The organism is Rossellomorea sp. LJF3 (assembly GCF_037046045.1).
In the GTDB taxonomy this organism is placed as follows: Bacteria; Bacillota; Bacilli; order Bacillales; family Bacillaceae_B; genus Rossellomorea.
Genome location: NZ_JBANLY010000016.1, coordinates 69,713 through 88,198, shown reverse-complemented (window position 1 = coordinate 88,198; position 18,486 = coordinate 69,713). Strand labels below are relative to the sequence as shown.

Here is an 18,486-nt window from a genome sequence, read left to right as displayed (position 1 = left end):
GGAGTTGACTGATACTAATCGATCGAGGACTTAACCACAAAGAGTCATATTTATATGAACAACAATTGGTCGATATTCGGCTTTCTTGACATCAATTCTTTATCTAGTTTTCAGGGAATAATTTTTATAAGAAAATATAAAAAAGCCTTGAAAAATTATATCCACACGATATAATAATACTTGTCCTTAAAAAGAGACAAGACATAGTCTGGTGACAATGGCGAAGAGGTCACACCCGTTCCCATGCCGAACACGGAAGTTAAGCTCTTCAGCGCCGATGGTAGTTGGGGGATCTCCCCCTGTGAGAGTAGGACGTCGCCAGGCTATATACAATGGAGGATTAGCTCAGCTGGGAGAGCATCTGCCTTACAAGCAGAGGGTCGGCGGTTCGATCCCGTCATCCTCCACCAAGTTTTTTACGAAAGTAAAATAAACTTCATTAATTTTTGCGTAAGCAAAATATCTTTCCATGAATCACTTATATTAAGCATCATACACGCCGGTGTAGCTCAACTGGTAGAGCAACTGACTTGTAATCAGTAGGTTGGGGGTTCAAGTCCTCTTGCCGGCACCATTTGGTTTTTTTGATGTGAGCCATTAGCTCAGTTGGTAGAGCATCTGACTTTTAATCAGAGGGTCGAAGGTTCGAATCCTTCATGGCTCACCATAGATTTTTGCCTTGGCAAAATATCTTACCATTGTTTTTCTCCAATGTGAAAAACAAAATTATATGCGGGTGTGGCGGAATTGGCAGACGCACCAGACTTAGGATCTGGCGCCGCAAGGCGTGGGGGTTCAAGTCCCTTCACCCGCACCATTTCTTTTGCGGAAGTAGTTCAGTGGTAGAACACCACCTTGCCAAGGTGGGGGTCGCGGGTTCGAATCCCGTCTTCCGCTCCAGAGACTTGCCGGGGTGGCGGAACTGGCAGACGCACAGGACTTAAAATCCTGCGGTAGGTGACTACCGTACCGGTTCGATTCCGGTCCTCGGCACCAAAGATTTTTGCGTAAGCAAAATATCTATCCTTACGTTACTTATTGAAAAAAATATTCTATTTAGCGCCCGTAGCTCAATTGGATAGAGCGTTTGACTACGGATCAAAAGGTTAGGGGTTCGACTCCTCTCGGGCGCGCCATATATCGGGAAGTAGCTCAGCTTGGTAGAGCACTTGGTTTGGGACCAAGGGGTCGCAGGTTCGAATCCTGTCTTCCCGACCACTTCTTTGGGGGCCTTAGCTCAGCTGGGAGAGCGCCTGCTTTGCACGCAGGAGGTCAGCGGTTCGATCCCGCTAGGCTCCACCAAGATTTTTTGCGCCAGCAAAATAATCTTCAGTGATTTTGCACAGCAAAAAAATCCTATATGTTTTACGAAAGTGAAACTTAATACTATGTTATATGTTTCTTGGCGGTGTAGCTCAGCTGGCTAGAGCGTACGGTTCATACCCGTGAGGTCGGGGGTTCGATCCCCTCCGCCGCTACCAATAGGGACCTTTAGCTCAGTTGGTTAGAGCAGACGGCTCATAACCGTCCGGTCGTAGGTTCGAGTCCTACAAGGTCCACCAAGTACCATTTTCATTACGGAGGAATACCCAAGTCCGGCTGAAGGGATCGGTCTTGAAAACCGACAGGGGTGTAACAGCCCGCGGGGGTTCGAATCCCCCTTCCTCCTCCATTTTCTCTTTTAAAAAATATTATCGTCGCGGGGTGGAGCAGTTCGGTAGCTCGTCGGGCTCATAACCCGAAGGTCGCAGGTTCAAATCCTGTCCCCGCAATACCATTTTTGCTTGTTATTAATAAGAGATTAACTTTGCTCTTTTATGAGTCACGCAAGGATAGTTATTTTCACTATCGTGAAGGTAATGAAAGTTATTTTGCTTACGCAAAAAACTCTGGTCCGGTAGTTCAGTTGGTTAGAATGCCTGCCTGTCACGCAGGAGGTCGCGGGTTCGAGTCCCGTCCGGACCGCCATTTATCTTTTGATGGTTCAATTGAAAATTTAATCTTCTATATAATACGGCTCAGTAGCTCAGTTGGTAGAGCAATGGACTGAAAATCCATGTGTCGGCGGTTCGATTCCGTCCTGAGCCACCATTTTTCTATTTAGACAAATTATGGCGATTGTGGCGAAGTGGTTAACGCACCTGATTGTGGTTCAGGCATTCGTGGGTTCGATTCCCATCAGTCGCCCCATATTTTATTTTGTAATGCGGGTGTAGTTTAGTGGTAAAACCTCAGCCTTCCAAGCTGATGATGAGGGTTCGATTCCCTTCACCCGCTCCAATTCATTTTTGGGCCTATAGCTCAGCTGGTTAGAGCGCACGCCTGATAAGCGTGAGGTCGGTGGTTCGAGTCCACTTAGGCCCACCATTTCATTATTCCGCAGTAGCTCAGTGGTAGAGCTATCGGCTGTTAACCGATCGGTCGCAAGTTCGAATCTTGCCTGCGGAGCCATATTTGGAGAAGTACTCAAGTGGCTGAAGAGGCGCCCCTGCTAAGGGTGTAGGTCGGGCAACTGGCGCGAGGGTTCAAATCCCTCCTTCTCCGCCATTAAGGCCCATTGGTCAAGCGGTTAAGACACCGCCCTTTCACGGCGGTAACACGGGTTCGAATCCCGTATGGGTCATTATGAAGAGACTATCATTGTTGATAGTCTTTTTTTTGTTGTTCCAAGTAGCACTTTGTCATGGAATAAAGCTGATATAAGCAAGTTTTAGAAAAAGTTTGTTCCAGGTTTCTGCGTCGATGGATATATTATCGACTTTCCTCCGTTTATTAACAACTTCCTCATTATTCCACTCAAAAGCAAATTTCCCATAACAGCAGAGAAGGTCAATGATTATCAAAAATCAAAATCTAACACCTCTTTCCTCCCTTCATTCGACACCGCTATTCCATCTTCCACCCAACCATAATCCTATACAAAGTACCGGAATCCCTCTATGTTTCCTACAAATATTAATTTTTTCACAAAATAATTTTCGACAAATTTCGCTATGAATTCAACGTAATTCCCCTATGTTTTTACAATGTAAACCTTACCATTTAGAATAACTTTCCAAATCGGCCGGTTTTTCATATATCCATGTAGTAAATTGTCGTAATTGAACGACGATTATAAAGAGGATTTTGGTGATGTTGTTAGAAAGTAGTTATGTAGATTGAAAAAATGTAGGTGAGATGATGAACGCAATGACCATAACAGATTACGATGTGTTTTTGTTTCATGAGGGAAATTTGCAGCAGGCCTATCAGTTTATGGGTGCACATGTGAGAAGGGATTCCACTGGGACCTATACAGAATTTTGCGTTTGGGCACCGAAAGCAAGGCATGTTTCATTGGTGGGTTCCTTTAATCAATGGAATGGGAATGGATATGAATTAAAAAAGCGGAACAGTGAAGGTCTGTGGACGATTCGAGTCGATAAGGATCTGGCGGGAGAAACGTATAAGTATGAGATTACGACTCCCCTTGGGGCAAAGAAGCTGAAGGCGGATCCGTACGGGTTTGCTTCTGAAAGGCGTCCTCATACGGCAAGCGTCGTGTATGAGCTGGAGGGCTTTGAATGGGAAGATGAGAAGTGGCTCGAGGACCGATCATCCACTACGATCTACGACAAGCCTATGGCGATTTATGAAGTCCATTTAGGTACGTGGAAGAAGGAAGCAGGAACGTTTCTATCTTATAGGGAATTAGCGCAGCAATTGATTCCCCATGTGAAAGAGCAGGGATTCACCCATATTGAGCTGCTGCCTGTCACGGAGCATCCATTTGACCGGTCCTGGGGTTATCAGGGTACGGGATATTATTCCCCTACCAGTCGCTACGGCTCACCACATGATTTGATGGCATTTGTGAATGAATGTCATTTACATAATATTGGCGTGATCCTGGATTGGGTCCCAGGTCATTTTTGTAAGGATGCGCATGGGTTATATGAGTTTGATGGTTCGTTTGCCTATGAGTACAGTGAGGAAAGGGACCGGGAGAATTATACGTGGGGAACGGCGAACTTTGACTTAGGCAAAGGGGAAGTGAGGAGCTTCCTGATTTCCAATGCCCGCTTCTGGATGGATCAGTATCATATCGATGGCTTCAGGATCGATGCGGTAGCGAACATCATCTATTGGGCGAATCAGGGTGAGCTTAACCCGAATGAAGGCGCCATACAGTTTTTGAAAAACTTGAACAAGGCCGTTTTTGAGTTTGATTCTTCGATTCTGATGATTGCAGAGGATTCTACGGACTGGCCACAGGTGACGTCTCCTGTTCATTATGGAGGACTGGGATTTAATTATAAGTGGAATATGGGATGGATGAATGACGTCCTTAAATATATGGAAACCGATCCATCTGAACGAAGGCATGTGCATTCTCTCATTACGTTTTCGTTGTTATATGCGTTTTCAGAGAATTATGTTCTTCCCTTCTCCCATGACGAAGTGGTGCATGGGAAGAAGTCGTTATTAAATAAAATGCCGGGGGATTACTGGCAGAAATTCGCTCAATACCGTTTGCTCCTCGGCTTCATGATGGCTCATCCAGGAAAAAAGCTTCTGTTCATGGGAAGTGAACTGGCCCCGTTTTCAGAGTGGAAGGACCTTGAGGAATTGGATTGGCATTTATTGGATTACGAATTTCATCACAAATTCAATTCATATTTCAAAGAGCTTATGCATTTATATAAAGGTGCTGAACCATTATTTCAGATGGATCATCGTTCAGACGGATTCCAGTGGGTTGATGTAAATAATGCAGAGCAGCAGATTTTCTCTTTCATCCGTTATGGGATAGAGAAGGGAGATCATCTTGTGGTGATCTGCAATTTCAGTCCCCATGTGTATCATCAGTATAAGGTGGGAGTAGATAAGGTTTCTTCGTATGAAGAGATTTGGAATAGTGATGATGAAAGGTTTGGAGGTTCCCATCAGGTGAATCCCAACCCGCTTACCGTGCACAATGAGCCGTATCATGGAAGAGATGGGTATGTGGAAATGACGATTCCACCATACGCAGCCGTTTATTTAAGACCAATCGAGTGAAAGGGGAGAAGAGTAATGGCAAAAGGTAGATGTGTGGCCATGTTGTTAGCAGGTGGAAAAGGGAGCAGGTTAAGTTCATTGACGAAGAGTCTGGCGAAACCGGCCGTACCATTTGGAGGAAAGTACCGTATCATTGATTTTACCCTGAGCAATTGTACGAACTCAGGTATCGACACTGTCGGTGTTCTTACCCAGTACCAGCCCCTGGTATTGAATTCTTATATCGGGATCGGGAGTGCATGGGACCTTGACCGTAAAAACGGTGGTGTGACCGTCCTGCCCCCATATGCTGAATCATCCGAAATGCGCTGGTATACGGGGACGGCCAGTGCCATTTATCAAAATATGAATTACCTTGAGCAATACGATCCCGAGTACGTATTGATTCTGTCGGGTGATCACATTTACAAAATGGATTATAGTAAAATGCTTGATTATCATATCGAGAAAAAAGCAGATGTCTCGATTTCAGTCATTGAAGTGGGGTGGGATGAAGCGAGCCGCTTCGGACTGATGAACGCGAATGAGGATATGCGTGTCACGGAGTTTGAAGAAAAACCACCTTTCCCGAAAAGCAATCTTGCTTCGATGGGCATTTACATCTTTAATTATTCCGTGCTGAAGGATTATTTGGAGATGGATGAACGGAATCCGGATTCGAGCCATGACTTTGGGAAGGATGTCATTCCTCTCCTACTTGATGAAAAGAAAAAACTGATGGCATATCCATTTGAAGGCTATTGGAAGGATGTCGGAACGGTCAAGAGCCTTTGGGAAGCGAATATGGACCTGATAGATGAAGAGAATGAATTGAATCTGTTCGATCATGATTGGAGAGTGTATTCGGTTAATCCGAATGAGCCGCCTCAATATATTTCAGAAGACGCCCTTGTGGAGGGATCTCTTGTAAATGAAGGATGTACGATTGAAGGAACGATTCAAAAGTCCGTCCTCTTCCAGGGAACAACGGTGAAAAAGGGAGCGCATGTCAGTCGTTCAGTCATCATGCCGGACGCTGTCGTTGAAGAAAATGCCTATATCGAGCAGGCGATCGTGCCATCGAATGTAAGGGTTCCAAAGGGATTGTGCATCATGCCGGAAGAGGGATCTGATGAAGTGATCCTCGTGACGGAATCATTCATTGAAGCACTGCTGGAACAGGAAAGAGTGTAAGGTTCAAGACCATCTTAACAACATTAGAGGAGGAGAAGTGTTTTGAAAAATACGATGCTTGGTGTTATTGACGCTACGAGTTACTACGATTCCTTGGAGGATTTATTATTACATCGCTCATTAGCGGCCCTTCCCATTGCCGGGAGATACCGGTTGATTGACTTTGTCCTTTCCAATATGGTGAATTCCGATATCGGCAGCGTTGCAATCTTTCCAAAGTTTCAATACAGATCACTGATGGATCACCTCGGATCAGGGAAGAACTGGGATCTGAACCGGAAGAGGGATGGCTTGTTTTTCTTTCCTGCCCCTGGACTGGAAGCGAATGAAGAAGGTGTCGGGTCCTTTAATCACTTTGCCCATCATATGGACTATTTCAGACGCAGTACACAGGAATACGCCCTGATCAGCAATTGCTTCACGTTATGTAACATCGATTATCAACCCGTACTGGAGCGTCATATCCGTATCGGTTGTGATATAACGGAAATGCGTTACAATGGCAGCTCCTTAGACATGTACTTAGTCAAAACGTCTACACTGATTGATTTGATCGGGAACAGGCGTGAGACGGGCTATACGTGTATGCAGGATGTGGTGGATGACATGGATGGCGGATTTAAGGTGTGCGGATATGAGCATGAAGGATTTGTTCAAACGATTGATTCCATTGAAGAATACTATGATGCCAGCATGAAGCTTATGAACTTATCCTATTGGAAAGAGCTGTTCAAGAAAGATATGCCTATTTATACGAAAGTAAAGGATGAGCCGCCGACACGCTACACATCAGCTGCAAGTGTGAAAAACAGCATCATCGCCAATGGATGCTTCATTGAAGGCAAAGTGAAGAATTCTACCATGTTCAGAGCGGTGAAGGTCGGCAGGAATACCACAATTTCTAACAGCATCATTATGCAGAAGAGCCAAATTGGAGATAACTGTGTACTGGAGAATGTGATTCTGGATAAAGATGTGAAGATAGAAGATGGTGTCAAGCTTATCGGGGAAGCAAACAATCCAATTGTCATTCGCAAAGGGATGATTCAAGGAGCGCTGATGAATTCGTGAAAGTGTTATTTGTAGTATCTGAGTGTGTCCCATTTATTAAATCCGGGGGCTTGGCGGACGTTGCAGGCGCTTTGCCCAAGGAGTTAAGAAGTTTAGGCACGGATGTCAGGGTGATTCTGCCTAAATACGGCGGGATCCCTCAAGCATTCCGTTCAAGAATGAAGCGGAAGAAAGAATTTTTCGTGTCAGTGGGCTGGAGAAATCAGTATTGTGGAATTGAAGAGTACAGTGAAAATGGCGTGACCTATTATTTTGTGGATAATGAATATTATTTTAACCGGGATCGTTTATACGGATACTTTGACGATGGGGAGAGATTCTCCTTTTTTACAAGGGCAGTATTGGAAAGTATCGCTGTTCTTGATTTCTATCCTGATGTGATTCATTGTCATGATTGGCACACGGGCATGGTTCCGTTCTTACTCAGAAGCGAGTATCAGGAGAGACCGGGCTACTCATTCATCCGCAGCGTATTCACGATTCATAATCTGCAATTTCAAGGAATCTACCCTAAAGAGGTGATGACGGAGTTACTCGCTATCCCGGAGAAGTATTTTCATCATGAATACCTCGAATTTTATGGAAATATCAATTTCATGAAAGGCGCGCTCATTTCTTCGGACTTCGTTACAACGGTCAGTCCTACGTATAAAGAGGAAATCCTCACGCCTTACTACGGGGAAAAGCTTCATAATATACTTGGTCAGCGGTATAACCAATTATTGGGGATCCTCAATGGGATTGATGATGAAGTGTATAATCCTGATGACGGGGAGTTTCCTTTCTTCAGCGGGAATCTTCAAGGAAAGAAGCAGGCAAAGCTTCATCTGCAAAAAAGCCTCGGACTTCATGAGGATGAAGGAATCCCACTTGTGTCCATCATTTCGAGACTGACGAACCAAAAGGGTCTTGAAATCATCAGGGGCGTCTTTCATGAGATGATCCAGGAAAATGTACAGTTTGTCCTGTTGGGGACAGGTGATTGGGAGTTTGAACAGTTTTTCAGGGAAATGGAGTGGACGTATCCTGATAAGGTCAGAGTACAGATCGGCTTCAATGAAGAACTGGCGAAGCAGATCTATTCCGCCAGTGATCTGTTCCTGATGCCTTCCAAGTTCGAGCCTTGCGGGCTGGGACAGTTGATCGCCATGAGATACGGGGCCCTGCCACTTGTAAGGGAGACAGGCGGGTTGAACGATACCGTTGAATCCTACAATGAGGAGACAAAGAGCGGCAACGGCTTCTCATTCAAAAACTTTAATGCTCACGATATGCTTTACACCTATAGAAGAGCCCTATCGTATTACCACGAAGATCCGGAAACATGGAATCATATTGTACGTAATGCAATGAATAAGGATTATAGTTGGGCCCAATCGGCCTTTAAATATAATCAACTATACGCTGACCTGGTATCAAGGAGTGAAAGCCATGTTTTCTGATCCGATTGAATTTAAAGAATTGTTTCTGAAGAAGCTTGAAATGATGTATGGAAAGACGTTTCCTGAGTCCACCAGTCAGGATCAGTTTTTCACGTTAGGCCATTTGATACGTGAATATATTTCGATGAACTGGATCCATACGAATGAGCAGTACCGTTTCAATAAACAAAAGCAGGTGTATTATTTATCCATCGAGTTCCTGCTGGGGCGTCTGCTACGGCAAAATCTGACGAATCTGGGGATCTACGAAATTGTGGATAAAGGGCTTAAGGATCTTGGAATCGACCTTGCGGAAATGGAAGAGGTGGAGCACGATGCAGGACTGGGAAATGGCGGCCTTGGCCGTTTAGCCGCCTGCTTTCTGGATTCCCTGGCTTCCCTCAATTTACCCGGTCATGGATATGGTATCCGTTATAAGCATGGATTGTTCGAACAAAAGATCGTGAACGGATTTCAGATGGAGCTTCCGGAACAGTGGCTGCGTCATGGACATGTTTGGGAGGTCCGCAAATCCGACCTGACAGTCGAAGTGCCTTTCTGGGGGAAGGTGGAATCCTATACGGAAAAGGATGTCTTAAGGTTTCGACATGTAGATGCAGAAATCGTCGCGGCGGTTCCGTATGATATGCCCGTAGTGGGGTTCGAAACGTCGACGGTCAATACGCTGCGATTATGGAGTGCCGAGCCTGCCGCCTATAAAGCGGGAAAAGATATGATGAAATACAAGCGTGATACAGAAGCCATCACGGAATTTCTTTATCCAGACGATACCCACGAGGAAGGGAAGATCCTGCGCCTGAAGCAGCAATACTTCCTGGTGTCAGCAAGTATCCGATCCATTTTGGATTCGTATTTGTACCGAAATGGGGATCTGAAGGAACTGCATGAGAATATTTCTATCCATATCAATGATACCCATCCGGTTCTTGCCATTCCGGAGTTGATGAGGGTCCTTCTGGATGAATACTCCTTTGAATGGGAAGAAGCATGGGAAATCACGACGAATACATTCGCCTATACAAACCATACGACGCTGTCAGAAGCACTGGAGAGATGGCCGATTCGTATATTCCAGCCCCTCCTGCCAAGAATCCACATGATTGTGAATGAAATCAATGAACGGTTCTGCAGGGAATTATGGAAAGAATATCCCGGTGAGTGGAAGAGGATAGAGGACATGGCGATCATCTCTCATAATGAAGTCAAAATGGCCCATCTTGCCATTGTAGGAAGCTTCAGTGTGAACGGTGTGGCAAAGATCCACACGGAAATCCTGAAGCAGCGGGAAATGAACTTATTCTATCAATATTATCCTGGAAAATTTAATAGTAAGACCAATGGGATCACCCATAGAAGGTGGCTCCTTAATAGCAACCCATCCCTTTCGAACCTGATTACCTCTTCGATCGGGGATGAGTGGATCAAAGACCCTTCCAAACTGGTGAAGCTGAAGGAGTATCATCATGATACGGCATTCCTGAAAGACCTGTATGATGTGAAGCAGGGAAATAAACAAAAGCTTGCCGGGCTGATATATGAAAGCAATGGTATCATTGTCGATCCGTCTTCGATATTCGATATCCAGGTGAAGCGGCTTCATGCATACAAACGTCAGTTAATGAATGTGTTGCATATCCTTCACCTGTACAATCGCTGTGTGGAAGATCCGGGATTTGATTTTCATCCACGTACATTCATTTTCGGGGCAAAGGCGTCCCCGGGTTACTATTATGCAAAAAAGATCATTAAGTTGATCCACTCTGTAGCAGATCTCGTAAATGATCACCCGCTTGTGAAAGGGCGCATTAAAGTCGTGTTCCTTGAAAATTACCGGGTGTCCCTTGCAGAAGAGATCATCCCGGCAGCTGACTTGTCCGAGCAGATCTCAACGGCAAGTAAAGAAGCGTCCGGTACGGGGAATATGAAGTTCATGATGAACGGTGCTTTGACCCTTGGGACACTTGACGGTGCCAATATTGAGATCCTGGAACAGGTCGGGCGAGAAAATATCTTTATATTCGGATTAACGGCTGAGGAAGTGATGAAATATCAGAACCATGGAGGCTATTACGCCATGGAGTACTTCCACTACGATACAAGGATCAAAAAGGTGTTGAACCAGTTGATTGATGATACCCTGCCTGATGCAGGTGATCATTTCGAAACCATTTATGATTCGTTACTGACTGAGAATGATCAATTCTTTGTCCTGAGGGATTTCGATTCCTACGTAAGGGTGCATGAACAGGCAGGAAAGGCGTATGAAAACAAAGAGCACTGGTCAAGGATGTGCCTGCAGAACATTGCCAATTCCGGCTATTTCTCCAGTGACCGGACAATCGAGCAATATGCGAAGGACATATGGGGCATTGCACAGGGGAGTTTAATGAAATAGAAAAAACGCTTGGGAATCGGATCCCAAGCGTTTTTTCTATTTTTTCTTCTTGTCGGATACATAGCTGTCTCCATCTTTATAGGGGATGTCACCCAGAGGAGATTCCATATCGTTCTCATCAAGCATGTCTTCATACTCTTCATGTGTTTTCGACGGATAGGCTTTACGGTTCGATCCTTCCATGTCGGTCCCGACGAATGATTCAAAATCCTCGGTGAACCCTTCCGATGTGTCCTCATCCTGATACAGGTCTGAGTAATCTTCGTGATCCCCTTCAAAGTCGGAGGGGGTTTCAGAAGTACCGAAACGGCCGACTTCCTGGAAGCTGTCGTGGTCGTCGCGCACATTCCCATCTGTCTCATGTCTGAATTCATTATCGACTGGCGGCTGCAGTACATCTTCTTCTACCGGCCTATCCTGTGGTGTCGACTTCTCCGGTGTATGGTCCTTACAATAGAGAGTCGTCGGAATGACTTCGAGGCGTTCGTAAGGGATATCCTGTCCGCACTCTTTACATTCTCCGTACGTACCGGCTTCGATCGCTTGCAGGGCTTGTTGGATTTTATCCAGTTCAAGCTTCGCATGATCATCGATGGCGAAATCCTTCTCCCGTTCATATAACTCTGTACCCATATCGGCCGGATGGTTATCGTAAAGGGAAAGTTCTCCTGTGTTATCGCGTTCGTTTGTATGGTGAAGATTATCCAAATCCTGATGTAAATGTTCCTTTAACTGCTTTTCCTGTTGAACCAATTCTTGTTTTAATGTCTGTTTTTGGCTGTCTGTCAGCAATTTCTTCACATCCTTCATTATGTTCGCTTAAATCTTGTCCTAACCATACTTTATCCGAAAGTGGGAAGGTTAAAACATAAAAGGTTTTTTCTGAAAAATAATACTATTAGCGAGTGGTGGTTGATTTCCACTTCAGGTGCTCGCTTTCCGCGGGGCTGGCGGTGAGCCTCCTCGGCTGCGCCTCCGGAGTCTCACCTCTCCAGCGTTTCCCGCAGGAGTCGAGCACCTTCCGTTCCAATCAACATTAGTTTTATATTTCTTAAAAAGGATAAACATCAGAAATTGAAGGGCCAAGAGAGAAAACAATAAAAGGAATTGGTTTAGTCAAAATAAAAAAATCCGAACAATCATTCGAGATTCTTCATTAGAAAGTCGAAGTCGTTCGGATTTTTTTGTTTTGTAAAAGCATATAAAAGGTATTTAAACGGTTCTAGCTGTTGCACGGAAATCAACAGCGGTTTAACAAGGGAACCTAAATCTTTCTACAGCATATAAGCAAGTAATAATCCAATGGATAACAGGAAACCAAAGATGGTATTTGTTTGTGCCGTGGCTTTCATGGCGGGCATCATTTCGATGGGTTGTGTTTTCCCGATGAATCCTGTTGTTGCTTTGATTGCTTTAGGGATGCTCAAAAAGGCTACGAACAGCCATGGGGATGAGATTCCCGTTACGACCAACCCGATGATCCAGGCGTAGGAAACGACAAACATACTGCCTAAGAGGATGATCGCCCCTTTTTTTCCTAACAGGATCGCAATGGTTTTGCGGCCGTTTTCCTTATCACCATCGAGGTCACGGATATTGTTGGCCAATAATATGGAACCTACCAATATGGAAACCGGAATCGAGATGAGGACGCTGTCCCCATTGATGTAGCCTGTCTGGATGTAAAATGAGATGAGGATGATCACAAATCCCATGAAAAATCCGGCTACGATTTCGCCGAATGGTGTGTAAGCAATTGGCATTGGTCCGCCAGTATAAAAGTACCCCGCTGCCATGCACACTATTCCTATGAGAGCCAGCCACCATGTACTATTAAGACAGATATAAATCCCTAACAGAAGGGCGATCCCGTATAGTGAAAAGGCAAGGTTGATGACCGTAGATGGTTTGACACCATTACGGACGATCGCTCCGCCGATTCCTACCGAGTGCTCTGTATCCAGGCCCCTCTTATAATCATAATATTCATTGAACATATTCGTAGCCGCCTGGATCAACAGGCAGGCAACCAGCATGGCTGCAAACAGCAAAATGTCCACTTTCGTAAATTGCAGCGCAAGTACCGTTCCTAATAATACAGGTACAAATGCCGCTGTAAGAGTGTGGGGCCGGGTTAATTGCCACCAGATCTTCCACCCTTTATCTGATTCCAACACGTTGGATGCTTGTTGTTCCATCATTCTCTCTCCCTTACGCAATAAGGAATTTTCAGAAAACATTACAATTCCTTTACAGATTAAAGTGTAGGTAAAGGGAAGGGGACTGTCAATCATTTTCTACAAATTCGTGAAGGTTCTATTTTCCAGGAATTGAGGACTTTTACAAAGCTTTTGGTTTCTCAAAAGAAGAAAAAGGGTTTATTATATATAATAAGGATAAATATTTTAAACATGTCTTGAACTCCGTTGACACACCATAAATACAGGTGTATCTTATAGTAAGTTTGACTATTGTACGTGATTTTGTTTGGGGGAATTCAATTGGTTACCATCCATAAGACCAATATTGAAAAAGCATATGATTCAGCCAGAATGAAGGCTAAACAAATACATCGCCCCGTCCTTCTCAGTATAGTGGAGGAAGTGGATGCCTTAGATCCTCTTTCTTTTTATTATGGAGGAAACTCTTTTCATGGAGAGCGCTTCCTATGGAAGGACCGCGATCATACCATCACATTGGTAGGGCTCGGAGCGGCTCACATTTTGTCTACAGATGAAAGGGAAGAGCGCTTTTTTACCGTTGAGAGCGAGTGGAAGCGCTTTATCGGGGAATCTGTGATCATGACAGGGGAAAAATGGGCAGGAACAGGTCCACTATTATACGGCGGGTTTCGTTTCGATCCGATGAACGGCAACAGTGAAGAGTGGAGTCAATTCTCTACGGGGACATTCCAACTCCCGATGTTCATGTTAACAAAGCCTGAAAAAACGAATTATTTGACGATGAATGTCATCTGTCATCCGGATGAGGATGAAAGCTTATTCCATGAACGTATCAGATTGAAGGAAGAGCTTCTTGCAAATGCCCGGAAGGCCATCATTCCTGAACGCCCTGAGTGGATCGGGAACCGTGATGTAAAACCTGAAGAATGGAAGGAGTCCGTCCAGAGTGTAGTGAATCGCATGCAGAAGGGTGAGATGGATAAAGTCGTCCTTGCGAGGAAATGTGAAGTGTCATTCGACCAACAGGTGACCTCTGATTTCGTATTGGATAATCTATGGAAGCAGCAGCCTGACAGCTTCGTATTCAGCTTTGAATGGGAAGGAAGCTGCTTTATCGGCGCAACTCCGGAACGACTCGTAAAGAAAACAGGGGAAGAAATCCTCTCCACCTGCCTGGCGGGTTCGATTGCCAGGGGGGATACCTTGGAAAGTGATGAGAAACTTGGGGAAGAGCTCCTCGAGGATGAAAAGAACAGGTACGAACATCAGCTTGTTGTGGATAGCATCCAACAGGCCCTCAACCCATTTTGTGACGCACTTTCGATTCCTTCTACGCCACAGCTTATGAAGCTCAAGGATATCCAGCATCTCTATACACCGGTCATCGGACAGGCATCCGAGAATACATCGCTTTTGAGCCTTGTTGAAAAATTACATCCCACTCCCGCACTGGGTGGTGTCCCGAGGGATAAGGCGATGCATGTGATCAGGCAGGAGGAAGATATGGACCGTGGTCTATATGCCGCTCCCATCGGTTGGATCGATGCCTATGGAAATGGTGAATATGCCGTGGCCCTTCGCTCGGGCCTCCTTCAGGGAGACAAGGCCTACTTGTATGCAGGGTGTGGAATCGTAGCCGACTCTGAACCTGAAAGTGAGTTTAAGGAAACACAGATGAAATTTCGGCCGATGCTCCGGGCATTAGGAGGGACCGTACGTGATTGATGAACATCAGAAGAAACTTACAGATTATTTAGCGGCCTTCATTGAAGAATTGGTTGGAAATGGAGTAGACGAAGTCGTCATCAGTCCCGGCTCTCGTTCTACTCCTTTAGCGTTGTTATTCGCGCACCATCCCGGGGTGAAGACGTATATCAATGTGGATGAACGCTCTGCGGCTTTTTTTGCGTTGGGGATCGCCAAGGCCAAGAAAAAGCCCGTAGCCATCCTATGCAGTTCCGGGACGGCCGGGGCCAATTACTATCCTGCTGTCATTGAAGCCCGCTATGCAAAGGTGCCCCTCATTGTGCTGACAGCCGATCGGCCCCATGAACTGAGAGAAGTGGGTGCCCCACAAGCCATTGATCAGATCGATCTTTACGGGAAACACGTGAAGTGGTCCATCGACATGGCATTGCCTGAAAGCATCCCGTCCATGCTCCAGTATGCGCGATCATCTGCTGTCAGGGGCGTAGCTCTTTCAACAGGCTATCCGGAAGGTCCGGTTCATTATAATTTCCCATTTAGGGAACCGTTGATCCCGGATTTACAAAAATTTGAATTCTCAAGTGGAAGAACGGCAAAGAGGGTCCTTCAAGGAGACCGGCAGCTATCTCCTGACAACAAGAATGAACTTCAGGAAACATTAATGAATTCGAAGCGGGGCCTCATCGTGTGCGGACCGGGGCTAAGTGAAGAGGCTGTTCCGTCCATCGTACGATTTGCCGAGGAATATGCGCTGCCTGTCGTAGCGGACCCACTGTCCTTCGTCCGGAGCGGGAACCATTCCAAAGACAATATCATTGACTGCTACGACACTTTCTTAAGAATTGATGAACTGAAAGAATCACTTCAACCAGATCTCATTATCCGTTTCGGTGCCATGCCCGTATCGAAGGCGCTTATGCTGTACCTGAAAGGCCTGCCGGATATTCCGGCGTGGGTTTTGAGTAAAGGGGAAGAGTGGCAGGATCCGACGGCACGCGGTACCGATTTCATTCACTGCGGGGAAAACCTCTTTTGTCAGAGCTTTATGGACCAAAGTGGACAAAGGAATATGGGCTGGCTGGATGAGTGGAAGCGTGTCAATATGGATACGAAGGGTTTACTCACCAAGGGTCACCAATCCTGGGATGAAGGAATGGCGGTCCATCAGTTGATACAGCATTTGCCTGAAGGATCCACCTTGTTTTCCAGCAACAGCATGCCGATCCGTGATTTGGATACATACTTTTTCACGAATGACAGGTCCCAGCGGATCTTCGCCAACCGCGGAGCCAACGGGATTGACGGAGTGGTATCCACTGCTCTCGGTATGAGTACGGTATCTCAGCCGATGTATCTCCTGATTGGGGATCTCGCCTTCTTCCATGATCTTAATGGGTTATTAACAGCGAGGAAATATCAATTGGATGTAACGATTGTGGTGATGAACAATAACGGTGGCGGGATTTTTTCCTACCTGCCCCAAGCAGGTGACCAGACTTACTTCGAAGACCTGTTCGGAACCCCGATGGATTTGGAGTTCGCTCACGCAGCCAAACTATACGGCGCACATTATTTCCATGTTGGAACCCAGGAAGAATTCATCCCGGCTCTCCAGGAAGCAGAGCATAGCAAGGGAATAAAGATCATTGAGGTAGTGACCAATCGGGAAGAAAATGTAGCAAATCATCGTAAATTGTGGAATTTTGTTTCCCGGGAAATGACGCAGAACTTAAAGGGGGAAAATCTTGATTCTTCAAGTGAATGATATCCATTATTTTGTAGAAGTGAAAGGGGAGGGAGACCCTTTGGTTTTCCTTCACGGCTTCACAGGCGACACAACAACGTGGTCCAGGGTCACCGATCAATTGTCTGCTGCATATCGATGTATCAGCGTTGATCTGATTGGTCATGGCCGTACGGATTCCCCGAGAGACGTCACAAGATACACAATGGAGCGGGTTGCAGCAGATATATACACTCTACTTGATGAGCTCGACATCGACAACGCAGTGTTGGTCGGGTATTCGATGGGTGGGCGTTTGGCACTTCACTTCAGCTTGACCTATCCTGAAAAAGTGAAGGCATTGATTCTGGAAAGCGCCTCTCCCGGATTGAAGACGAGTGAAGAAAGAGAAGATCGCCGGAAGAAGGATCATGCACTGGCGGACAGAATAGAAAGGGAAGGCATCGAAGAGTTTGTCGACTTCTGGCAGGAGATTCCCTTGTTCGCTTCTCAGAAGAGATTATCGGATAGGGAACGTTCCGACATCAGGCAGCAGCGCCTGAGGCAATCGGCCACAGGCTTATCCAATAGCTTGAAAGGGATGGGGACCGGTGCCCAGGATTCTTTATGGGACAGGCTTGGTGAACTGACATGCCCAGTCCTGTTACTCGTGGGCGAACTGGATCATAAGTTCGTCCATATTGCAGAAGAGATGAAAAATCTCAATCCCGATTTTCAAATCCTGACATTTTCCAACACCGGTCATGCAATTCATGTGGAAGAATCGCGAAAGTTTGGTACAATAATAGAGGAACTACTTTTAACTACATAAAGGAGGAACAAACCAATGGCTTTTGAATGGGTTTCAGAAAGAAATTACGAAGATATTTTATACGAAACATACAATGGGATCGCTAAGATCACGATCAATCGACCAGAAGTTCACAACGCATTCCGTCCTAAAACCGTCATGGAATTAATCGATGCATTTGCTTATGCACGCGACGATTCCAAGGTGGGTGTCATCGTTTTAACAGGTGCAGGTGAGAAAGCATTCTGTTCAGGCGGAGACCAGCGTGTACGCGGTCACGGCGGATATGTAGGGGAAGATGAAATTCCTCGCTTGAATGTATTGGATTTACAGCGTCTGATCCGCGTGATTCCTAAGCCTGTCATTGCAATGGTATCCGGTTATGCGATCGGAGGCGGACACGTCCTTCACGTCGTATGTGATATTACGATTGCCGCTGACAATGCAATCTTCGGACAAACAGGTCCTAAAGTAGGAAGCTTTGACGCTGGATACGGTGCAGGATATCTTGCACGCATCATCGGCCACAAGAAAGCGAAAGAAATCTGGTATCTATGCCGTCAGTACAATGCACAGGAAGCGCTTGATATGGGTCTTGTCAATACAGTGGTTCCATACGAGCAGCTTGAAGCGGAAACGGTTCAATGGGCATCAGAAATGCTTGAGAAGAGCCCGACTGCCCTTCGTTTCTTAAAGGCTTCATTCAACGCAGATACAGATGGACTGGCAGGTCTGCAGCAGCTTGCAGGTGACGCTACCCTTCTTTACTACACAACGGAAGAAGCAAAAGAAGGACGCGACGCATTCAAAGAAAAGCGTAAGCCGGACTTCGGACAATTCCCTCGTTTCCCTTGATTTGAGGGTGGCCTGATGAATCTGATATGGATTCATCGGGCTTTTTTAAATGAAAAGTGAACCAATACGAAAGGAATGGAGATTGA

At 45.7% G+C, this 18,486-nt stretch carries 11 protein-coding genes, 21 tRNA genes and 1 rRNA gene; 31 read left to right on the top strand and 2 right to left on the bottom strand.

Going from position 1 to position 18,486, the window contains the following annotated elements:
• The first annotated feature begins 207 nt into the window (after window positions 1-207).
• The 27 genes from rrf (at window position 208) to V8G47_RS15200 (ending at window position 11,121) form a co-directional block, all read left to right on the top strand.
• A 5S ribosomal RNA gene (gene rrf, locus V8G47_RS15330) occupies window positions 208-324 on the top strand.
• A gap of 10 nt (window positions 325-334) precedes the next feature.
• Window positions 335-410, top strand: a tRNA-Val gene (locus V8G47_RS15325).
• 88 nt (window positions 411-498) lie between these two features.
• A tRNA-Thr gene (locus V8G47_RS15320) sits at window positions 499-574 on the top strand.
• Between the two features lie 17 nt (window positions 575-591).
• Window positions 592-667 (top strand) — tRNA-Lys (locus V8G47_RS15315).
• Between the two features lie 65 nt (window positions 668-732).
• Window positions 733-817, top strand: a tRNA-Leu gene (locus tag V8G47_RS15310).
• A gap of 8 nt (window positions 818-825) precedes the next feature.
• Window positions 826-900, top strand: a tRNA-Gly gene (locus tag V8G47_RS15305).
• A 7-nt stretch (window positions 901-907) separates the two neighbouring features.
• Window positions 908-996, top strand: a tRNA-Leu gene (locus V8G47_RS15300).
• A 63-nt stretch (window positions 997-1,059) separates the two neighbouring features.
• Window positions 1,060-1,136, top strand: a tRNA-Arg gene (locus tag V8G47_RS15295).
• Between the two features lie 5 nt (window positions 1,137-1,141).
• Window positions 1,142-1,218 (top strand) — tRNA-Pro (locus V8G47_RS15290).
• 8 nt (window positions 1,219-1,226) lie between these two features.
• Window positions 1,227-1,302 (top strand) — tRNA-Ala (locus tag V8G47_RS15285).
• A gap of 102 nt (window positions 1,303-1,404) precedes the next feature.
• Window positions 1,405-1,481, top strand: a tRNA-Met gene (locus V8G47_RS15280).
• Window positions 1,482-1,485: 4 nt separating this feature from the next.
• Window positions 1,486-1,562 (top strand) — tRNA-Ile (locus V8G47_RS15275).
• A gap of 17 nt (window positions 1,563-1,579) precedes the next feature.
• Window positions 1,580-1,672 (top strand) — tRNA-Ser (locus V8G47_RS15270).
• A 26-nt stretch (window positions 1,673-1,698) separates the two neighbouring features.
• A tRNA-Met gene (locus V8G47_RS15265) sits at window positions 1,699-1,772 on the top strand.
• A 119-nt stretch (window positions 1,773-1,891) separates the two neighbouring features.
• A tRNA-Asp gene (locus V8G47_RS15260) sits at window positions 1,892-1,968 on the top strand.
• Between the two features lie 47 nt (window positions 1,969-2,015).
• Window positions 2,016-2,091, top strand: a tRNA-Phe gene (locus V8G47_RS15255).
• Between the two features lie 23 nt (window positions 2,092-2,114).
• Window positions 2,115-2,190: transfer RNA gene (locus tag V8G47_RS15250), tRNA-His, on the top strand.
• A 16-nt stretch (window positions 2,191-2,206) separates the two neighbouring features.
• Window positions 2,207-2,280 (top strand) — tRNA-Gly (locus tag V8G47_RS15245).
• 10 nt (window positions 2,281-2,290) lie between these two features.
• A tRNA-Ile gene (locus V8G47_RS15240) sits at window positions 2,291-2,367 on the top strand.
• A gap of 9 nt (window positions 2,368-2,376) precedes the next feature.
• Window positions 2,377-2,451 (top strand) — tRNA-Asn (locus V8G47_RS15235).
• 5 nt (window positions 2,452-2,456) lie between these two features.
• Window positions 2,457-2,547: transfer RNA gene (locus V8G47_RS15230), tRNA-Ser, on the top strand.
• 4 nt (window positions 2,548-2,551) lie between these two features.
• Window positions 2,552-2,623: transfer RNA gene (locus tag V8G47_RS15225), tRNA-Glu, on the top strand.
• Between the two features lie 566 nt (window positions 2,624-3,189).
• Window positions 3,190-5,040 (top strand): 1,4-alpha-glucan branching enzyme, encoded by a 1,851-nt coding sequence (glgB, locus tag V8G47_RS15220; protein ID WP_442970866.1) that lies wholly within the window; start codon window positions 3,190-3,192, stop codon window positions 5,038-5,040.
• Window positions 5,041-5,055: 15 nt separating this feature from the next.
• Window positions 5,056-6,213, top strand: coding sequence for a glucose-1-phosphate adenylyltransferase (locus V8G47_RS15215; protein WP_336200866.1), 1,158 nt, complete (start codon window positions 5,056-5,058; stop codon window positions 6,211-6,213).
• A gap of 42 nt (window positions 6,214-6,255) precedes the next feature.
• Complete coding sequence (locus V8G47_RS15210; protein WP_336200865.1) at window positions 6,256-7,284, top strand: sugar phosphate nucleotidyltransferase; 1,029 nt, start codon at window positions 6,256-6,258, stop codon at window positions 7,282-7,284.
• Complete coding sequence (glgA, locus tag V8G47_RS15205) at window positions 7,281-8,726, top strand: glycogen synthase GlgA (protein ID WP_336200864.1); 1,446 nt, start codon at window positions 7,281-7,283, stop codon at window positions 8,724-8,726. The genes V8G47_RS15210 and glgA overlap by 4 nt, the downstream gene beginning before the upstream one ends.
• The gene (locus V8G47_RS15200) at window positions 8,716-11,121 is read left to right on the top strand and encodes a glycogen/starch/alpha-glucan phosphorylase (RefSeq protein WP_336200863.1); all 2,406 of its coding nucleotides are present in this window, start codon (window positions 8,716-8,718) and stop codon (window positions 11,119-11,121) included. The genes glgA and V8G47_RS15200 overlap by 11 nt, the downstream gene beginning before the upstream one ends.
• A gap of 36 nt (window positions 11,122-11,157) precedes the next feature.
• Here V8G47_RS15200 and V8G47_RS15195 read toward each other — a convergent pair whose 3' ends face one another.
• Together V8G47_RS15195 and V8G47_RS15190 are read right to left on the bottom strand one after the other, a co-directional pair.
• On the bottom strand, window positions 11,158-11,922 hold the full coding sequence (locus tag V8G47_RS15195) for a TraR/DksA C4-type zinc finger protein (protein ID WP_442970865.1): 765 nt from the start codon (window positions 11,920-11,922) through the stop codon (window positions 11,158-11,160).
• A 473-nt stretch (window positions 11,923-12,395) separates the two neighbouring features.
• Window positions 12,396-13,319: a 1,4-dihydroxy-2-naphthoate polyprenyltransferase gene (locus V8G47_RS15190; protein WP_336200861.1), complete on the bottom strand. Its 924-nt coding sequence runs from the start codon at window positions 13,317-13,319 to the stop codon at window positions 12,396-12,398.
• Between the two features lie 303 nt (window positions 13,320-13,622).
• On the opposite strand from V8G47_RS15190, the gene V8G47_RS15185 reads away from it, so the two are divergent.
• Genes V8G47_RS15185 through menB form a run of 4 tightly spaced genes read left to right on the top strand, consistent with a single transcriptional unit; the run spans window position 13,623 to window position 18,400 of the window.
• Window positions 13,623-15,029, top strand: coding sequence for an isochorismate synthase (locus tag V8G47_RS15185; protein ID WP_336200860.1), 1,407 nt, complete (start codon window positions 13,623-13,625; stop codon window positions 15,027-15,029).
• On the top strand, window positions 15,022-16,776 hold the full coding sequence (gene menD, locus V8G47_RS15180; protein WP_336200859.1) for a 2-succinyl-5-enolpyruvyl-6-hydroxy-3-cyclohexene-1-carboxylic-acid synthase: 1,755 nt from the start codon (window positions 15,022-15,024) through the stop codon (window positions 16,774-16,776). The genes V8G47_RS15185 and menD overlap by 8 nt, the downstream gene beginning before the upstream one ends.
• Window positions 16,757-17,566 carry a 2-succinyl-6-hydroxy-2,4-cyclohexadiene-1-carboxylate synthase gene (menH, locus tag V8G47_RS15175; RefSeq protein WP_336200858.1) on the top strand — a complete coding sequence of 270 codons (810 nt, stop codon included), beginning with the start codon at window positions 16,757-16,759 and terminating at the stop codon, window positions 17,564-17,566. Before menD ends, menH begins: the two co-directional genes overlap by 20 nt.
• A 15-nt stretch (window positions 17,567-17,581) precedes the next feature.
• Complete coding sequence (gene menB, locus V8G47_RS15170) at window positions 17,582-18,400, top strand: 1,4-dihydroxy-2-naphthoyl-CoA synthase (protein ID WP_336200857.1); 819 nt, start codon at window positions 17,582-17,584, stop codon at window positions 18,398-18,400.
• Window positions 18,401-18,486: the final 86 nt, after the last annotated feature.